The 16,221-nt window shown below is 60.0% G+C and carries 19 protein-coding genes; 13 read left to right on the forward strand and 6 right to left on the reverse strand.

What is annotated here, in order from left to right:
• Nucleotides 1-64: 64 nt before the first annotated feature.
• The 4 genes from ACA049_RS25620 to ACA049_RS25635 all read right to left on the reverse strand — a co-directional run bounded on the left by ACA049_RS25620 (nucleotide 65) and on the right by ACA049_RS25635 (nucleotide 2,083).
• Complete coding sequence (locus ACA049_RS25620; RefSeq protein WP_157713313.1) at nucleotides 65-352, reverse strand: PA4642 family protein; 288 nt, start codon at nucleotides 350-352, stop codon at nucleotides 65-67.
• A gap of 63 nt (nucleotides 353-415) precedes the next feature.
• The gene (locus ACA049_RS25625; protein ID WP_461988438.1) at nucleotides 416-901 is read right to left on the reverse strand and encodes a hypothetical protein; all 486 of its coding nucleotides are present in this window, start codon (nucleotides 899-901) and stop codon (nucleotides 416-418) included.
• Nucleotides 902-1,048: 147 nt separating this feature from the next.
• On the reverse strand, nucleotides 1,049-1,522 hold the full coding sequence (locus tag ACA049_RS25630; RefSeq protein ID WP_497330810.1) for a WbuC family cupin fold metalloprotein: 474 nt from the start codon (nucleotides 1,520-1,522) through the stop codon (nucleotides 1,049-1,051).
• A 3-nt stretch (nucleotides 1,523-1,525) separates the two neighbouring features.
• On the reverse strand, nucleotides 1,526-2,083 hold the full coding sequence (locus tag ACA049_RS25635; RefSeq protein ID WP_162437176.1) for a hypoxanthine-guanine phosphoribosyltransferase: 558 nt from the start codon (nucleotides 2,081-2,083) through the stop codon (nucleotides 1,526-1,528).
• Nucleotides 2,084-2,248: 165 nt separating this feature from the next.
• On the opposite strand from ACA049_RS25635, the gene upp reads away from it, so the two are divergent.
• Complete coding sequence (gene upp, locus ACA049_RS25640; RefSeq protein WP_201120549.1) at nucleotides 2,249-2,887, forward strand: uracil phosphoribosyltransferase; 639 nt, start codon at nucleotides 2,249-2,251, stop codon at nucleotides 2,885-2,887.
• Nucleotides 2,888-2,889: 2 nt separating this feature from the next.
• Nucleotides 2,890-4,164 (forward strand): uracil-xanthine permease family protein, encoded by a 1,275-nt coding sequence (locus ACA049_RS25645; RefSeq protein ID WP_131059474.1) that lies wholly within the window; start codon nucleotides 2,890-2,892, stop codon nucleotides 4,162-4,164.
• A gap of 105 nt (nucleotides 4,165-4,269) precedes the next feature.
• On the opposite strand, the gene hemH is transcribed toward ACA049_RS25645, so the two are convergent.
• Nucleotides 4,270-5,295 (reverse strand): ferrochelatase, encoded by a 1,026-nt coding sequence (gene hemH, locus ACA049_RS25650; protein ID WP_497330812.1) that lies wholly within the window; start codon nucleotides 5,293-5,295, stop codon nucleotides 4,270-4,272.
• 13 nt (nucleotides 5,296-5,308) lie between these two features.
• Nucleotides 5,309-6,211: a TIGR01777 family oxidoreductase gene (locus ACA049_RS25655; RefSeq protein ID WP_497330814.1), complete on the reverse strand. Its 903-nt coding sequence runs from the start codon at nucleotides 6,209-6,211 to the stop codon at nucleotides 5,309-5,311.
• A 196-nt stretch (nucleotides 6,212-6,407) separates the two neighbouring features.
• Here ACA049_RS25655 and ACA049_RS25660 point away from each other — a divergent pair, with 196 nt between their 5' ends.
• The 11 genes from ACA049_RS25660 to ACA049_RS25710 all read left to right on the forward strand — a co-directional run bounded on the left by ACA049_RS25660 (nucleotide 6,408) and on the right by ACA049_RS25710 (nucleotide 16,189).
• Nucleotides 6,408-7,394 (forward strand): NAD(P)/FAD-dependent oxidoreductase, encoded by a 987-nt coding sequence (locus ACA049_RS25660; protein WP_497330816.1) that lies wholly within the window; start codon nucleotides 6,408-6,410, stop codon nucleotides 7,392-7,394.
• Nucleotides 7,391-7,606 carry a TIGR02450 family Trp-rich protein gene (locus ACA049_RS25665; protein WP_497330818.1) on the forward strand — a complete coding sequence of 72 codons (216 nt, stop codon included), beginning with the start codon at nucleotides 7,391-7,393 and terminating at the stop codon, nucleotides 7,604-7,606. Before ACA049_RS25660 ends, ACA049_RS25665 begins: the two co-directional genes overlap by 4 nt.
• Before the next feature lie 218 nt (nucleotides 7,607-7,824).
• Nucleotides 7,825-8,787: a YbgA family protein gene (locus ACA049_RS25670; protein WP_497330820.1), complete on the forward strand. Its 963-nt coding sequence runs from the start codon at nucleotides 7,825-7,827 to the stop codon at nucleotides 8,785-8,787.
• Nucleotides 8,787-9,728, forward strand: coding sequence for a MerR family transcriptional regulator (locus tag ACA049_RS25675; protein ID WP_497330822.1), 942 nt, complete (start codon nucleotides 8,787-8,789; stop codon nucleotides 9,726-9,728). Before ACA049_RS25670 ends, ACA049_RS25675 begins: the two co-directional genes overlap by 1 nt.
• Nucleotides 9,729-9,739: 11 nt before the next feature.
• Nucleotides 9,740-11,185, forward strand: coding sequence for a deoxyribodipyrimidine photo-lyase (phrB, locus tag ACA049_RS25680; RefSeq protein ID WP_497330824.1), 1,446 nt, complete (start codon nucleotides 9,740-9,742; stop codon nucleotides 11,183-11,185).
• On the forward strand, nucleotides 11,178-11,600 hold the full coding sequence (locus tag ACA049_RS25685) for a nuclear transport factor 2 family protein (RefSeq protein WP_497330826.1): 423 nt from the start codon (nucleotides 11,178-11,180) through the stop codon (nucleotides 11,598-11,600). The genes phrB and ACA049_RS25685 overlap by 8 nt, the downstream gene beginning before the upstream one ends.
• Nucleotides 11,597-12,379 carry an SDR family NAD(P)-dependent oxidoreductase gene (locus tag ACA049_RS25690; RefSeq protein WP_462028666.1) on the forward strand — a complete coding sequence of 261 codons (783 nt, stop codon included), beginning with the start codon at nucleotides 11,597-11,599 and terminating at the stop codon, nucleotides 12,377-12,379. Before ACA049_RS25685 ends, ACA049_RS25690 begins: the two co-directional genes overlap by 4 nt.
• The gene (locus ACA049_RS25695) at nucleotides 12,376-13,623 is read left to right on the forward strand and encodes an NAD(P)/FAD-dependent oxidoreductase (RefSeq protein WP_497330829.1); all 1,248 of its coding nucleotides are present in this window, start codon (nucleotides 12,376-12,378) and stop codon (nucleotides 13,621-13,623) included. Before ACA049_RS25690 ends, ACA049_RS25695 begins: the two co-directional genes overlap by 4 nt.
• Complete coding sequence (locus ACA049_RS25700) at nucleotides 13,620-14,435, forward strand: DUF1365 domain-containing protein (protein WP_497330831.1); 816 nt, start codon at nucleotides 13,620-13,622, stop codon at nucleotides 14,433-14,435. The genes ACA049_RS25695 and ACA049_RS25700 overlap by 4 nt, the downstream gene beginning before the upstream one ends.
• Complete coding sequence (locus tag ACA049_RS25705; protein WP_497330833.1) at nucleotides 14,422-15,693, forward strand: class I SAM-dependent methyltransferase; 1,272 nt, start codon at nucleotides 14,422-14,424, stop codon at nucleotides 15,691-15,693. Before ACA049_RS25700 ends, ACA049_RS25705 begins: the two co-directional genes overlap by 14 nt.
• Complete coding sequence (locus tag ACA049_RS25710; RefSeq protein WP_497330835.1) at nucleotides 15,686-16,189, forward strand: DUF2878 domain-containing protein; 504 nt, start codon at nucleotides 15,686-15,688, stop codon at nucleotides 16,187-16,189. Before ACA049_RS25705 ends, ACA049_RS25710 begins: the two co-directional genes overlap by 8 nt.
• Nucleotides 16,190-16,221 lie beyond the last annotated feature (32 nt).

The raw sequence follows: 16,221 nt of genomic DNA on the forward strand, positions 1-16,221 counted from the left end.
GCGTATACCTGTAGGAGCTGTCGAGTAAAACGAGGCTGCGATCTCTTGATCTTATCTTTTGATCTTAACCACGAGCCTTGGCGATCAACTCGATGTACTCAGCCGCATTGCGCTGATCCTTGATCACCGCGACGAAATCATTACCGTGTTCATCCTTGCCATCCAGGTCATGCCCGGCTTCGACGAAGAACGTCAGAAAACGCTCGAAATCATCGATACGCAGACCACGGTAGGCCTTGATCAGCTTATGCAGGGACGGCGAAGTGGCGTCGACCGGTTCGAAATCCAGAAACAACTTGATCTGCTCATCGCCGATCTCGTCACCAATCACTTGTTTCTTATCTTTACGCATTGCCGACTCCAGCTCGCAGACATTTCACGGGGCAGGCAGTTTACCCCTGCCCGGGCGCAGGGCTCAACGCGGACGAACAGCCCCGGTGTGCAGATCAGCCCAGATATGGCCGTTGGCGTAGCTGAGGAACTGGCAATACACCGTGTCATTGCGCAACAGATCGATCACGACCCGGTACTGCGCCATCGGGTAAAACAGCGTCAGGGTCTTGTTCTTTTCGTCGTAGATCGGTTTTTTCAGGCTTTTGCTTTCGCCGTCGAAGTTGACCAGCACCTGATTGATGGTCGCGCCTTTGTTCAGGGACTTGCCCTTGAGGCGGATCAGCAAGGGGGACGTAACAGGAATCGGCTGCTGATTGGACTGACGCTGGCTGCCGACCACCACCGAATACTCAGTGACCTGCAACAGTTGCTGCTGTTCCGGTTCGGCGTCACGCAGGGTCAGGTCGTCGGGAGGCAGGAACTGCGCGTGCATCGGCGCCGGGGCAGCCGCCAGAGGCAGGCTGAGGGTCAGCAACAGGGCGGCGCAGCTGCGGATCAAAAGGCTCATGACAGGCTCCGAAGGGCGGGGCCGAGCACTCTAGCATGGGGACTTGTAGGAGCGAGGCTTGCCCGCGAAGGCGGTGTGTCAGTCGATAACTATTTTGACTGACACGCCGTCTTCGCGGGCAAGCCTCGCTCCTGAAACAAGCGGAGATCAATCGAACTGCGCGCGCATCCAGGCCTGATACTCGGCCACACCCGGCTCGCCTTCGCGTGGCGCCCACGGCGCCAGCTCACCCTCACCCACCGGCCGATAAGGCCCGGCCTTGCATTCGAACATCAGGCTGTCGGCTTCCAGCACGACCAGGCCATGGAACACACCGGGAGGAAGGTCCACGCCCACCGACTCGCCACCAGCTTGCAGAACCCGCGTGTGGATAACGCCTCCGGACTCATCAAAAATCAACAGGCCGAGACGCCCCCGCAGCACCAACAGCGTTTCCGCCTTGTCATCACTCAGGTGCCGATGAGGGGGAATGTACGTACTCGGCTGCAAACCCACGGCCATGCGATGGCACGGCTCTTCCATCTGATGGAAGTTGTGGTGCTGGCGCCCGCGCGGATTGGCCGCAGCCTTCTCGGCCAGTTCGGTGAACAGCGTTTGATCAAGAAAGCTCGGCGTGGCCAATGATTACATTCCTTTAACAGCAAAAATCCCGTTGGCATTACGCCAGTAGCCTTTGTAGTCCATGCCGTAACCGAAGATGTAACGGTCGATGCACGGCAAGCCGACGAAATCGGCTTTCAGGTCCGGGCGAGCCTTGCGGTCGTGGTCCTTGTCGATCAGCACGGCGGTGTGCACTTTGCGTGCGCCGGCGTGTTTGCAGAAGTCGATGATCGCGCCCAGGGTGTGACCTTCGTCGAGGATGTCGTCGATGATCAGCACGTCACGGTCGATGAACGACACTTCCGGCTTGGCTTTCCAGAACAGGTCGCCGCCGCTGGTTTCGTTGCGATAGCGGGTGGCGTGCAGGTAGGACGCTTCCAGCGGGAATTGCAGATGGGTGAGCAGCTTGCCGGCGAAAATCAGACCGCCGTTCATCACGCAGAACACCACCGGATTGCTGTCAGCCAGCTGTTCGTTGATGTGTGCACCGACGCGGGCGATGGCCGCCTCGACTTCAGCTTCGGTGTACAGGCAGTCAGCCTCTCGCATGATTTGACGGATATGCTCGAGATCAGCGGACATGGCGCTCTCCAGGGGGTGGCGGGATTCAGGAAAAGCGGGCAAAGGTACGCATCAAGCGAGGCCAGATCAAGCGTTTGTGGACTAACGTACTGTATGTCTATAGGACAACACCCTCGGATAGATTAATCTAGGCCGGTTTTTTTGCCCGCCGCCGGAGCCTTTCCCATGCCCATCCTCGAGATCCGCCATCCGCTGATCCGTCACAAACTCGGCCTTATGCGCCGCGCCGACATTAGCACGAAGAATTTCCGTGAGCTCGCTCAGGAAGTCGGTGCCCTGCTGACCTACGAAGCCACTAAAGACTTGCCGCTGGAAACCTACGACATCGAAGGCTGGTGCGGCACTGTGTCGGTGGAGAAAATCGCCGGCAAGAAAATTACCGTGGTGCCAATCCTGCGCGCCGGTATCGGCATGCTCGAAGGCGTGCTGAGCCTGATCCCGGGAGCCAAAGTCAGCGCCGTCGGCGTGGCCCGCAACGAACAAACCCTGCAGGCCCACACCTACCTGGAAAAACTGGTTCCGGAAATCAACGAACGCCTGGCGATGATCATCGACCCGATGCTCGCCACCGGCAGTTCCATGGTCGCAACCATCGACCTGCTGAAAAAGGCCGGTTGCCGCGACATCCGCGCCATGGTGCTGGTTGCCGCGCCGGAAGGCATTGCCGCTGTAGGCAAAGCGCACCCGGACGTGACGATCTACACCGCCTCCATTGACGAAAAACTCAACGAACACGGTTACATCATCCCAGGCCTGGGCGATGCCGGTGACAAGATCTTCGGTACCAAGCAGAAGGACGCTTGAGCATGCAGCAAGAGTTCAACGATCCGCTCTGGCGCACGGTGCTGTCTGGCGCGCAGATGCTGTTCGTGGCCTTCGGCGCCCTGGTGTTGATGCCGCTGATTACCGGCCTTGACCCGAACGTGGCGCTGTTTACCGCAGGTCTTGGGACGATTCTGTTCCAGATCGTCACCGGACGTCAGGTGCCGGTGTTCCTGGCGTCGAGCTTTGCCTTTATCACCCCGATCATTCTCGCCAAGGGCCAGTTCGGCCTCGCGGCGACCATGGGCGGCGTGATGGCGGCGGGTTTCGTCTACACCTTCCTCGGCCTGGCCGTGAAGATCAAAGGCACCGGTTTCATCGACCGGCTGCTGCCGCCGGTAGTGATTGGCCCGGTGATCATCTCGATCGGCCTGGCCATGGCGCCGATTGCCGCCAACATGGCGATGGGCAAGGCTGGCGACGGCACCGAGCTGATTCATTACCAGACCGCCATGCTGATCTCGATGCCGGCGCTGTTGACCACCCTGATCGTCGCGGTGTTCGGTAAAGGCATCTTCCGCCTGGTGCCGATCATTTCCGGCGTGCTGGTGGGTTTTGCCATGGCGTTCTATTTCGGTGTCGTTGATACCGCGAAGATTGCCGCGGCACCGTGGTTTGCGATTCCGCACTTCACTGCGCCGGAGTTCAACTGGCAGGCGATTCTGTTCATCGTTCCGGTAGCGTTGGCGCCGGCCATCGAGCATATCGGCGGGGTGATTGCCGTCGGCAGCGTGACCGGTCGTGATTACCTGAAGAAACCCGGCCTGCACCGCACCCTGCTCGGCGATGGCATTGCCACCACCGCAGCCGGCTTGTTCGGCGGCCCGCCCAACACCACCTACGCCGAAGTGACGGGCGCGGTGATGTTGACCAAGAACTACAACCCGAAAATCATGACCTGGGCGGCGATCTTTGCCATCAGCCTGGCGTTCGTCGGCAAGTTCGGCGCGCTGCTGCAAAGCATTCCGGTGCCGGTGATGGGCGGGATTCTGTGCCTGTTGTTCGGCTCGATTGCCGCGGTAGGGATGAACACGCTGATTCGCCACAAGATCGACCTGGGCGAGGCACGCAATCTGGTGATTGTCTCGGTGACGCTGGTGTTCGGGATTGGCGGTGTGCTGGTCGGCACCGGGACGGGCCCGGACGACTTCGGCCTCAAAGGCATCGCGCTGTGCGCGGTGGTGGCGATCGGCTTGAATCTGCTGCTGCCGGGTAATGACAGCTGGAAGCACAAGAAGGCAGATGAGCCGTTGTTGTAGTCAGCCTTGAGAATGCCTTCGCGGGCAAGCCTCGCTCCTACAAGTTTTGCGTCGTTTTATTGATCGACGCTCTCCCTGTAGGAGCGAGGCTTGCCCGCGAAGCTTTTACAGCGCCAGCGGCGCTCTTTCACACAAGGTGGTCAACGCCCGCGCCCACTGCGGATCATCGTTGAGGCACGGCACCAGCACCAACTCCTCTCCCCCCGCCTCGCGGAACAATTCCTTCCCGCGATCACCGATCTCCTCAAGCGTCTCGATGCAATCGGCGACAAACGCCGGGCACATCACCAGGACTTTCTTCACGCCCATTCCCGCCAACTCATCCAGGCGCGCTTCGGTGTAGGGTTCGATCCATTTCGCCCGCCCCAGACGCGACTGAAACGACACCGACCATTTGCCGTCCGGCAAGCCCATGCGCTTGGCGAAAAGCGCTGCCGTGCGCAGGCATTGCGCGCGATAACAGGTGGCCAACACCGCTGGAGAAGCGTTCTTGCAGCAATCCTCATCCTTGAAGCAATGCTTGCCCGTCGGATCGAGCTTGGTCAGGTGGCGCTCCGGCAAACCGTGGAAGCTAAGTAGCAAGTGATCGTAATCCTGCTGCAAATAAGGCTGGGCGCTGGCGACCAACGCATCAAGGTATTCCGGCTGATCGTAAAACGGCTGGAGAATCGAAAACTGCAGGTCGAGCTGCTTATCGCGCACCACCCGCTTGGCTTCCTCGATCACCGTGGTCACGGTGCTGTCGGCGAACTGTGGATAAAGCGGCGCGAGGGTGATTCTTTTGTGGCCCTGGGCCGCCAGTTCAACCAGTTTCGACTCAATCGACGGCTCGCCGTAACGCATCGCCAGCTCAACCGGCCCGTGGGTCCATTGCGTAGTCATCGCCTGTTGCAGGCGACGGCCGAGCACCACCAACGGTGAGCCCTCCTTCCACCAGATTGACGCGTAGGCGTGGGCCGATTGCTCTGGACGTTTGATCAGGATCAGCGACACCAGCAAGCGTCGCACCGGCCACGGCAGGTCGATCACGTACGGGTCCATCAGAAATTGATTGAGGTAGCTGCGCACATCCGCCACCGACGTGGAGGCAGGTGAACCCAGGTTAACCAGAAGCAATGCGTGATCGGTCATGCAACGTCCTATTTCAAAGGCGGCTGGACAGGTCGTCCAGGGCCGCGCGCAAATCAGTGAACTGGAAAGTGAAACCCGCTTCCAGCAGGCGCACCGGTACGGCCTTCTGGCCACCCAGCAATAGCAGGGACAACTCGCCCAGACACACTTTCAAGGCCAGGGCCGGCATCGGCATGAACGCCGGGCGGTGCAGCACGCTGCCCAATGTCTTGGCGAACTCGCTGTTGCGCACCGGTTTAGGCGCGCAGGCATTATAGGGACCGCTGGCGTCGTTGCGATGCAGAAGAAAATCAATCAGGGCGATTTGATCGTTGATATGAATCCACGGCATCCACTGCCGACCACTGCCCAGAGGCCCGCCCAGGCCCAGTTTGAACGGCAGCAACAGCCGCGACAAAAAGCCGCCCTCGGCGGACAGCACCAAACCAGTTCGAATCAGCACCACCCGAACACCGAGGGCCTCGGCACGCTGCGCGGTTTCTTCCCAGGCAATGCACAACTGACTGGCGAAATCATCGATGGACGGCGGAGACGCTTCCGTCAGCTCCCGCTCGCCACTGTCGCCGTACCAGCCGATGGCGGATCCCGAGATCAAGACCTGCGGTTTTTGCTCGCGGGTTTCGAGCCAGGTCAGCAGGGTTTCGGTCAGGGTGATGCGACTGCTCCAGAGCAGAGCCTTGCGCCTGGACGTCCATGGCCGGTCGGCAATGGGTGCGCCGGCCAGGTTGATAATCGCGTCCACCGGTTCTTGTCCGAGGTCCTCGAACAACGCGATGCCTCGAACCTGTGCACCACATATTTTTGCGACTTTTTCAGGTGTGCGGCTCAATACGGTCAGTCGATGTCCCTGGCTCAACCAGTGTCGGCAGAGTTGACGTCCTATCAAACCAGTACCGCCGGTCAGCAATATGTGCATGACTTCTTCCTCGCGTGGCGTTTTACCCTGATCACTAGTCTATTTTTATAAGCAGGGATCTTTGATATCGGGCAGTGTCTGTGTTTAACAATAGGCCAAGCTGTCAGATCGAGAACGCTAAAAGTTATACCAAAAAACAATATTGTACAGGTTTCAACCACGGCGTAGTCTGTACAGAAAGGTAAACGAGGCCCCTATGACTGTACCTATCGCAATCATCGGCACCGGCATCGCCGGGCTCTCAGCCGCGCAAGCCCTGACAGATACAGGGCATGTCGTTCAACTTTTCGATAAAAGCCGCGGCAGTGGCGGACGCATGTCGAGCAAGCGCAGCGATGCGGGTGCTCTGGACATGGGCGCGCAATATTTCACTGCCCGCGACCGTCGCTTCGTCACCGAGGTCCAGCGTTGGCAAACCCACGGCTGGGTCGCCGAATGGACGCCGCAGCTCTACACCTTCCACGGTGGCCAGCTCAACCTGTCGCCGGACGAACAAACGCGCTGGGTCGGCACGCCACGCATGAGCGCCATCACGCGCGGCCTGCTCGGCGATCTGGAAGTGCATTTCGCCTGCCGGATCACCGAGGTGTATCGCGGTGAAGAACACTGGCATCTGCAAGACGCCGAGGGCTTCACCCATGGTCCGTTCAGTCACGTGGTGATCGCCACGCCGGCGCCTCAAGCCACTGCACTGCTGGCCTCCGCGCCGAAACTCGCCGGGGCCGCCGCCGGGGTAAAAATGGAGCCGACCTGGGCGGTAGCACTGGCGTTCGATACACCGCTGGACACTCCCCTGGAAGGTTGCTTCGTGCAGGACAGCCCGCTGGACTGGCTCGCGCGCAACCGCAGCAAACCCGGGCGCGACAACACCCTCGACACCTGGGTGCTGCATGCGACCAGCGCCTGGAGCCGGCAACATATCGACCTGCCCAAGGAAGCGGTGATCGAGCAACTGCACGGCGCATTTGCGGAGCTGCTGCACAGCGCCATGCCCGCTCCGACCTTCAGCCTGGCGCACCGCTGGCTCTACGCGCGTCCCGCCAGCAGTCACGAATGGGGCGCCCTGGCCGATGCCGATCTGGGCCTGTATGTGTGTGGCGACTGGTGCTTGTCCGGGCGTGTCGAAGGCGCCTGGCTCAGTGGTCAGGAAGCTGCGCGACGGTTACATGAGCACTTGCAGTGAATCGCATTAATCCGAGTAAATTGCTGCTGTCGAAATGGACAGCAGCCCACCCGCAAAACCGCGAAAAACATTTTCTGGTGACCGAGCTGTTCCGCGATGAGGAAGGCACGGTGCTGGACGTCGAGTTGCAGGCGGTGCTGACCCAACGCAATCAGCGTTTCGCCTGGCAGTTCCTGAAAGATAGCGACGCCTGGATCCTCGGCTGGAAATAGGATCCTGTGGGAGCGGGCTTGCTCGCGAATGCGGACCGTCTGCTGCCCATTGTCGCCTGACGCACCGCATTCGTGAGCAAGCCCGCTCCCACATGAGAATTGCATACCCCCCTCGAAAACTTATACAAATAATTTGACTTGTACACCTTTGAATCTATGATGAAGATAAAGTTGTACAGAGCAACCACTCTGTACAAGTCTTGATTCGAGGTGTTCCGATGCGTGTACAGCCAGCGACCCAACCGAAAATCGCCATCAGCGCCTGCTTGATGGGGGCGGAGGTGCGTTACAACGGCGGCCACAAGGAATCGCGCCTGTGCAGCCAAACCCTCACCGACTATTTCGAGTTCGTCCCGGTGTGCCCGGAAGTCGCCATTGGCCTGGGTATTCCTCGCGAACCGATCCGCCTGATCGGTGACCCCGAACATCCCGAGGCAGTCGGCACCGTCCACCCCGAGATCAACGTCACCCGGCCGCTCGCCGAGTACGGTCGGAAAATGGCCGCGGAACTGGGCGATATCTGCGGCTACATTTTCATGCAGAAATCCCCTTCGTGCGGCCTTGACCGGGTCAAGGTCTACCACGCCAACGGATCACCTGTAGACGGTGGTGGTCGCGGTATCTACGCCCAGGCCTTCTGCGCCCTTCACCCCGACTTGCCCGTGGAAGAAGCTGGCCGTCTCAACGACCCGGTGCTGCGCGAAAACTTCCTCACCCGCGTGTTCGCCTACAGCGCCTGGCAGCAGTTGCTGCGAGAAGGCCTGACCCGGCGCGGTCTCACGGACTTTCACTCACGCTACAAATACCTGCTGATGGCCCACAACCCGGTGCAATACAAAACCTTGGGTAACCTGCTGGGCAACATGGGCCAGACCGATCCAGACGAACTCGGCCCACGCTATTTCAGCGAGCTGATGGCTGCATTGAAAAAATGCGCCACGCGCCGCACTCACAGCAACGTCCTGCAGCACATCAGTGGTTACCTAAAACAGGTCATCAGCCCTGAAGACAAACAGGAAGTGCAGCACGTCATCGGCCAATACCGGCACGGCATCGTGCCGCTGGTGGTGCCACTGACATTGCTCAAACACTACTTCCGCCAACACCCGGATCCGTACATCGCGCAGCAGGTTTACCTTCAGCCGCACCCGGAAAACCTCAGCCTGCGAAACGCAATCTAATGAAAAATCCACTCGACACCAGCGCCCGGGAAGACCTCGGCGATGACTTCAAGAAAGCCCTGGACGAAGGCTGGTTGCCGATTCGCGAAGTGGCGCGCCAGACCGGCGTGAACGCTGTGACCCTGCGCGCCTGGGAACGGCGCTATGGGCTGATCGTGCCCCAGCGCACACCCAAGGGGCATCGGCTGTTTTCTGCTGAACATGTGCAACGGATTATGACGATCCTCACCTGGCTCAATCGCGGCGTGGCCGTCAGTCAGGTCAAGCAACTGCTCGACACGCCGCAGGCCTTTACCGAAACCCTCGAAAACGATTGGCAGGTGCTGGGCGAGACTTTGTTGCAAGCGGTGACCCAACTGAATGAACGCACGCTTGATGACACCGTCAATCAAGCCATGGCGCTGTATCCGCCACGCACCTTGTGCGAACAACTGCTGATGCCGTTGCTGGCGGAACTGGAACAACGCTGGCAGGGCCAGTTCGGCGCGCAGATGGAGCGGGTGTTTTTCTTCTCCTGGCTGCGCAGCAAATTCGGCGCACGCATCTACCATAACAATCGTCAGTTACGCACCGCCCCGCTGCTGTTGATCAATCACTCAGACCTGCCACTGGAACCGCACCTGTGGCTGACCGCGTGGCTGATCAGCAGCGCCGATTGCCCGGTGGAAGTGTTCGACTGGCCGCTGCCGGCGGGCGAACTTGCGCTGGCGGTCGATCACCTGCAAGCCCGCGGCGTACTGCTGTATTCCAGCAAAGCCATGAATCTTTCGCAGCTGCCGAAACTTTTGAGCGGCGCCAGTTGCCCAAAAATAATCGCCGGACCAACGGTATGCATTCACCACGCCGAGCTGTCCGTAAAAACGACTGAGATCGCTGATTTGTTCCTGGCCGAAGACCCGTTGTCGGCTCATCAGGAACTGATCAAGCGTGGGCTTATTTAATGGATACCGCCATGCAATTGATCTGGCTGCGCAGCGACTTGCGCCTACACGACAACAGCGCCCTCTCGGCCGCCGCCGCTCGCGGCCCGACGGTGGCGGTCTACCTGTTGAGTCCACAGCAATGGCTGGAACACGATGACGCACCGTGCAAAGTGGATTTCTGGCTGCGCAACCTGGGTGAACTGAGCCGCGCGCTGGGCGAGCTGAACATTGCGCTGCTGATCCGCCAAGCCCCTCGCTGGGATGACGCACCGAAGGTTCTGCTCGAGCTGTGTCAGCAATTGAACGTTGAGGCGGTGCACGTCAACGAGGAATACGGGGTTCATGAAAGCCGCCGTGATGCGGCGGTAGCCGAAACGCTGAAGGCCAACGGCATCGACTTCTTCAGTTATCTCGATCAACTGCTGTTCAAGCCAGGCACCGTGCTGACCAAGACCGGCACTTACTTTCAAGTCTTCAGCCAGTTCCGCAAGGTCTGTTACGAACGCCTGCACCGATCACTGCCGAGCCGGGTGATCGCCCCCATGGCTCAAGCGCCCCTGGACATCAGCAGCGACACGATCCCGTCGAGCGTTGAAGGTTTCGAAGCGCCCGGCGACAGTTTGCGCACGCTCTGGCCAGCCGGTGAAGCCGAAGCCGGCCGCCGCCTCAACACCTTCACCGACGCCCACATCGACTACTACAAGAACGAGCGTGACTTCCCGGCCAAACCCGGCACCAGCCAACTCTCGGCTTATCTCGCCGCCGGGGTGATTTCCCCACGCCAGTGTTTGCACGCCGCCCTGCAAAGCAATCAAGGCGAGTTCGAAAGCGGCAAGGTCGGCGCGGTCACCTGGATCAACGAGCTGCTGTGGCGCGAGTTCTACAAACACATTCTGGTGGGTTACCCACGCGTATCGCGTAACCGCGCCTTCCGCCCGGAAACCGAAGCACTGCCTTGGCGTGACGCTCCGGAAGAACTGCTGGCCTGGCAACAAGCGCGTACCGGCCTGCCGATCATCGACGCGGCCATGCGCCAACTGCTCGAAACCGGCTGGATGCACAATCGCCTGCGCATGGTCGTGGCGATGTTCCTGACCAAGAACCTGCTGATCGACTGGCGCGAAGGTGAGCGCTTTTTCATGCGCCACTTGATCGACGGCGACCTGGCGGCGAACAACGGTGGCTGGCAGTGGAGTGCGTCCACGGGTACCGACTCGGCACCTTACTTCCGTATTTTCAATCCGCTGAGCCAGTCGGAGAAATTCGACGCCGAAGGCGTGTTCATCAAGCACTGGTTGCCGGAACTGGCGGGGCTAAACAGGAAAGAAATTCACAACCCGGCGAAACTCGAAGGCTTGTTCGGTGTTGTGGATTATCCATCGCCAATCGTCAATCCAGGCAAGACCCGCGAACGTGCTCTGGCTGCGTTCAAGAACCTGCCATCACGACAGAATGCCGGAGGCGCTCATGAGTGATTTCCTGCAGCATTTTGCCCGGCAATTCGCGCAGTTGGACAAAGACAGTTTGCAGCGCCTCGGCGAGCTCTATGCCGAAGACGTGCACTTCACCGATCCGCTGCACGACGTGCAAGGGCTCGGTCAGTTGCGCAGCTACTTCACCGAGCTCTACGCCAACGTCACCGAACTGGGTTTCGACTTTCACGGCTTCGACCAGACCGGCGACGGCGAAGGGTATTTGCGCTGGGTCATGAGTTACCGCCATCCGCGCCTGCGCGGTGGCCAGTTGATTCAGGTTGACGGGTGCTCGCACCTGCTCTGGCGCGACAAGGTTTACCGCCATCGGGATTACTTCGATGCCGGGGCACTGCTTTACGAACATTTACCCGTATTGGGTCGGGCGATTGCCTGGCTGAAAAGGAGAATGGGATGAGCCTGACACCTCCACGGCGATACTGGTTGACGGGCGCCAGCAGCGGCATTGGCGCCTCACTGGCCGAAGAAATACTGAAAACCGGCGCTCACCTGGCCGTGAGTTCGCGCTCCAAAGCGGTGCTGAAAGTCTTGTCCCAGCGTTATCCCGGGCAAGTGCTGGTGGTGCCTGGCGATCTGACCGACAGTCAGACGGTTCGCGAAATCGGCGAGCAAATCGCTCATGAATGGGGCTCTCTGGACACGGTCATCCTCAACGCTGGCACCTGCGAATATGTCGACGTTCAGCAGTTCGATGCGTCGATCGTCGAGCACGTGGTGCGCACCAATCTGCTCGCGAGCGCCTATTGCATCGAGGCCGCTTTGCCGCTGCTACGCAAGGGCACTGCGCCGCATCTGGTGGGCGTCGCCAGTTCGGTGACCTATTTGCCGCTGCCACGGGCCGAAGCCTATGGCGCGTCAAAGGCCGGGCTGCGTTACCTGTTCGAATCCCTGCGCATTGACCTTGCGCCGGAAGGCATCGAAGTCACGGTGGTCAGCCCGGGGTTTGTCGAGACCCCGCTGACGGCGAAAAACGATTTCCCGATGCCGCTCAGTTGGCCAGTGGCCAAAGCCGCACGGCACATCTTTGCCAAGCTCAAAAATCGTCCCCTGGAGATCGCCTTTCCGGGATTGTTCATGGCGGCGCTCTGGCCTCTGTCGAAAATGCCCAACTGCGTGAAACTGGCGATCGGCAAGCGCATGGTGCGCAGCAGTCCGCCAATCCGGGATGTGCCGTGAACATCGCCATTATCGGCAGCGGGATCTCGGGGCTGACCAGCGCCTACCTGCTCAATCGCAGGCATGAGATCACCCTGTTCGAGGCCGGCGACTGGATCGGCGGTCACACCCACACCGTGGAGGTGACCGTCGATGGCCAGCGCTACGCCGTGGACACCGGTTTCATTGTGTTCAACGACTGGACCTACCCGAATTTCATTCGCCTGCTGGGCCAGATCGGCGTGGCGTTCAAGCCGACGCAAATGAGCTTTTCGGTGACGGACCCGGACACCGGGCTTGAATACAACGGCAACACCTTCAACAGCCTGTTCGCCCAACGCCGTAACCTGTTGTCGCCGGGGTTCTGGGGCATGTTGCGCGACATCCAGCGCTTCAATAAAGAAGCCCGGCGCGACTTGGATGAAGGGCGAATCGCCGCCGACACCACGCTGGATGACTATCTGAAAATCGGCCGCTATGGCGAGCGCTTCATCCTGCATTACATCGTGCCGATGGGCTCAGCGATCTGGTCGATGTCCATGGCCGAGATGCTCGGTTTCCCGCTGCAATTTTTTGTCAGGTTTTTCAAGAATCACGGCCTGCTGTCCGTTAACAATCGCCCGCAATGGCAGGTGATCGAAGGCGGCTCGAGTGCTTACATCGGGCCATTGACGGCGACCTTCAAAGAGAAGATCCGTCTCGGCTGCCCGGTAACCCGGGTCGAGCGCGATGAGGAAGGCGTTGTTATCCACAGCGCCGCCGGCAGCGAGCGATTCGACAAAGTGGTGTTTGCCTGCCACAGCGATCAAGCCCTGAAACTGCTGGCCAAGCCGAGCGATGCCGAACACTCGATCCTCAGCGCCCTGCCCTACGCCGACAACGAAGTGGTGCTGCACACCGACACACACCTGCTGCCCACACGACAACTCGCGTGGGCCAGCTGGAATTATCGCCTCGGTGGCCCGGGCCACACACGGGCCGCCGTCACCTACGACATGAACATCCTGCAAGGCATCCAGAGCGACACCACGTTCTGCGTCAGCCTCAACCAGAGCGCGGGTATCGAACCGGGCAAAGTGCTCGGCAAATTCACCTATGCCCATCCGCAATTCAGCCTGACCGCCGTTGCCGCGCAAAGCCGCTGGGAAGAACTGGACGGCGCGCAGCATTCTTACTATTGCGGCGCCTATTGGGCCAACGGTTTTCACGAGGACGGCGTGGTCAGCGCGTTGCGCGTTGCTCGCTCGTTTGGCGAAGTCTTGTGAACAGCGCCCTCTACAGCGGCTGGATCGCCCATCGGCGGTTCGCCCCCAAGCCTCATGCCTTCCGTTACCGGATCGGCCTGTTGTACCTGGACCTCGACGAACAGGACGCCGTACTCGGTTTATCGCCGCTCTCGGGCAACAGTCGCTTCGCACCGTTCTCGTTTCGCGAGAGCGATTACCTCAAAACCTGGACCGGCAGCGGCGTGCGCCTGATTGACGCGGTGCGCCAACTCGTCAGCCAAGCCATCGGCCATGAACCGCAAGGTTCGGTCTGCCTGCTGACCCAGGCACGCAGTTGGGGCTTGTCGTTCAACCCGGTGAGTTTTTTCTACTGCCATGAAGCTGACGGGCAACTGGCGGCGATTCTTTGCGAAGTCACCAACACCCCGTGGCGCGAACGTTATCACTATGTGTTGCCGGCCAAGGCGCCGACGAATCTGAGCGATTTCCATCAACATTTTGCCGTGGCGAAGGCGTTCCACGTCTCGCCGTTTTTGCCGCCGGATCTGGAATACCGCATGAGTTTCAGCCCCGCTGCAAAAAAGCTTGGTGTGCACATGGCTGACTGGCAGGGTGAGCTGAAATTGTTCGACGCCACGCTCAACCTGAAACGCGAAGCACTGGATCGCGCCAGCCTGCACCGTTACTTGCGGCGCTTTCCGTGGATGACGGCGAAAACCTGCCTGGCGATCTATTGGCAGGCCCTGCGCCTGCTGCTCAAACGCGCACCGATCTTTGCTCATCACGCTGCCGTTGGCAGCGTTCAAACCGCCATGGTGCCCCCCAAGGATCGCCGTCATGAAATCCTCTAGTGCCTCGGCCAAAGTCAATCTGCTCAGCACCAACGGCCTGACCGGATCGCTCCTGCGCCGTGGCGTACTGCGGCAACTGAAGCAGCTCAAACATGGACAACTGGTAGTCATCGAAAACGGCGAACGGCATGTCTTCGGTACCACGAGCAGCCCATTGATCGGGGAGGTCCATATCCTCGACGCCGCGGCGTGGGGGCTGGTGGCAGGTAACGGCTCGATCGGCGCTGGCGAAGCGTATATCCATGGTTATTGGAGTTCGCCGGACCTGACCGCGGTGGTTCGCGTGTTCGTCAGCAACCTTGAGGTGCTGGATGCACTGGAAGGCGGCCTGGCGAAACTCGGCCGACCCTTCGTTCAAGGGCTGCATTGGCTCAATCGCAACACGCGCAAGGGCTCGCAGAAAAACATCGCCGCCCATTACGACCTGGGCAACGACCTGTTCGAACAATTTCTCGACCCCACCATGATGTATTCCGCCGCGCAGTTCCTGACGGACGAAGACAGCCTGGAACAGGCGCAGTTGAACAAGCTGGAACGGATCTGCCAGAAACTCGCGCTGAAACCCAGCGATCACTTGCTGGAGATCGGCACCGGCTGGGGCAGCATGGCGCTTTATGCGGCGCAGCATTACGGCTGCAAGGTCACCACCACCACGCTTTCAAAAGAGCAGCACGCCTTTACCGAACAACGCATCGAAGCCCTCGGCCTGCAAGACCAGGTCACGCTGCTGCTCAAGGATTACCGCGACCTCACCGGGCAGTACGACAAACTGGTGTCGATCGAGATGATCGAAGCGGTCGGCCATCGCTTCCTGCCGGTCTATTTCAAGCAATGCGCGCAGCTGCTCAAAAGCAACGGCTTGATGCTGTTGCAGGCGATCACCATCCGCGAACAGCGCTACGAACAGGCCAAGGGCAGTGTCGATTTCATTCAGCGCTACATTTTCCCCGGCGGCGCCCTGCCCTGTGTGCAGAAGATGCTGGAGATCATCAGCCGCGACACCGACATGAACATGCTGCACATGGAGGATTTCGGCCTGCACTACGCGCGAACGCTGCGTCTGTGGCATGAGAATTTTCGCCGCGCCCAGGGTCGTTTGATCGAACTGGGCTACGACGACCATTTCCTGCGGTTGTGGGAGTTTTACCTGTGTTACTGCGAAGGCGGATTCCTGGAGCGCACCATTGGCACCGCGCAGTTGCTGCTGGCCAAACCGTCGGCGATGCCTGCGCCGCTGCTGGGCCGCTTCGATGCTTGAGCGCGTGGCCAATGCCGTACTGTTTCAGCTCGGCTGGTTTGCCTGCGTGGTCGGGGGCCACAGTCTGTGGTTATTGGTGGCGTTGGCGGTGCTGTTGATTCATCTGCTGTGGATAAGTCGCTGGGCTGATGAAGGCCGCCTGATCCTCAGTGTTGTGCTGCTGGGCACCACCGTCGACAGTTCATTGCGCTGGCTGGGGGTGTTCGACTTCGCCGACGTCGCGCCCTTGATTCCGCTATGGCTGATGCTGTTGTGGGCGTTACTGGCAACGACGTTGCGCCATTCCCTGCAATGGAGCGCAAGCCCTTGGTGGCTCGGCAGCTTGCTGGGCGCAGTGGGTGGGCCGTTGTCGTATTACGCCGGTGGACAACTGGCCGGCGTGCAATTTCCCTACGGCCAGGCGCCAACGCTGCTTGGCATCGGGCTGCTCTGGGCCTTGCTGTTTCCCGCGCTGCATTTCATGGCGCAACGGCTGGCGGCGGACACTCGCAGCTAAGCGTCCGTCAGGCCTTTCACACAGCATCGGCC

The sequence above is a fragment of the Pseudomonas sp. LBUM1662 genome, from assembly GCF_059695915.1.

What these genes read in the sequence shown, in the direction of transcription:
- ACA049_RS25685 (WP_497330826.1), top strand. Translation starts at nt 11,178, where the DNA reads ATGAGTGATTTCCTGCAGCATTTTGCCCGGCAATTCGCGCAGTTGGAC.
- ACA049_RS25675 (WP_497330822.1), top strand. Translation starts at nt 8,787, where the DNA reads ATGAAAAATCCACTCGACACCAGCGCCCGGGAAGACCTCGGCGATGAC.
- ACA049_RS25690 (WP_462028666.1), top strand. Translation starts at nt 11,597, where the DNA reads ATGAGCCTGACACCTCCACGGCGATACTGGTTGACGGGCGCCAGCAGC.
- ACA049_RS25670 (WP_497330820.1), top strand. Translation starts at nt 7,825, where the DNA reads ATGCGTGTACAGCCAGCGACCCAACCGAAAATCGCCATCAGCGCCTGC.
- ACA049_RS25625 (WP_461988438.1), bottom strand. Translation starts at nt 901, where the DNA reads ATGAGCCTTTTGATCCGCAGCTGCGCCGCCCTGTTGCTGACCCTCAGC.
- ACA049_RS25705 (WP_497330833.1), top strand. Translation starts at nt 14,422, where the DNA reads ATGAAATCCTCTAGTGCCTCGGCCAAAGTCAATCTGCTCAGCACCAAC.
- upp (WP_201120549.1), top strand. Translation starts at nt 2,249, where the DNA reads ATGCCCATCCTCGAGATCCGCCATCCGCTGATCCGTCACAAACTCGGC.
- ACA049_RS25635 (WP_162437176.1), bottom strand. Translation starts at nt 2,083, where the DNA reads ATGTCCGCTGATCTCGAGCATATCCGTCAAATCATGCGAGAGGCTGAC.
- ACA049_RS25660 (WP_497330816.1), top strand. Translation starts at nt 6,408, where the DNA reads ATGACTGTACCTATCGCAATCATCGGCACCGGCATCGCCGGGCTCTCA.
- ACA049_RS25620 (WP_157713313.1), bottom strand. Translation starts at nt 352, where the DNA reads ATGCGTAAAGATAAGAAACAAGTGATTGGTGACGAGATCGGCGATGAG.
- ACA049_RS25710 (WP_497330835.1), top strand. Translation starts at nt 15,686, where the DNA reads ATGCTTGAGCGCGTGGCCAATGCCGTACTGTTTCAGCTCGGCTGGTTT.
- ACA049_RS25645 (WP_131059474.1), top strand. Translation starts at nt 2,890, where the DNA reads ATGCAGCAAGAGTTCAACGATCCGCTCTGGCGCACGGTGCTGTCTGGC.
- hemH (WP_497330812.1), bottom strand. Translation starts at nt 5,295, where the DNA reads ATGACCGATCACGCATTGCTTCTGGTTAACCTGGGTTCACCTGCCTCC.
- phrB (WP_497330824.1), top strand. Translation starts at nt 9,740, where the DNA reads ATGCAATTGATCTGGCTGCGCAGCGACTTGCGCCTACACGACAACAGC.
- ACA049_RS25655 (WP_497330814.1), bottom strand. Translation starts at nt 6,211, where the DNA reads ATGCACATATTGCTGACCGGCGGTACTGGTTTGATAGGACGTCAACTC.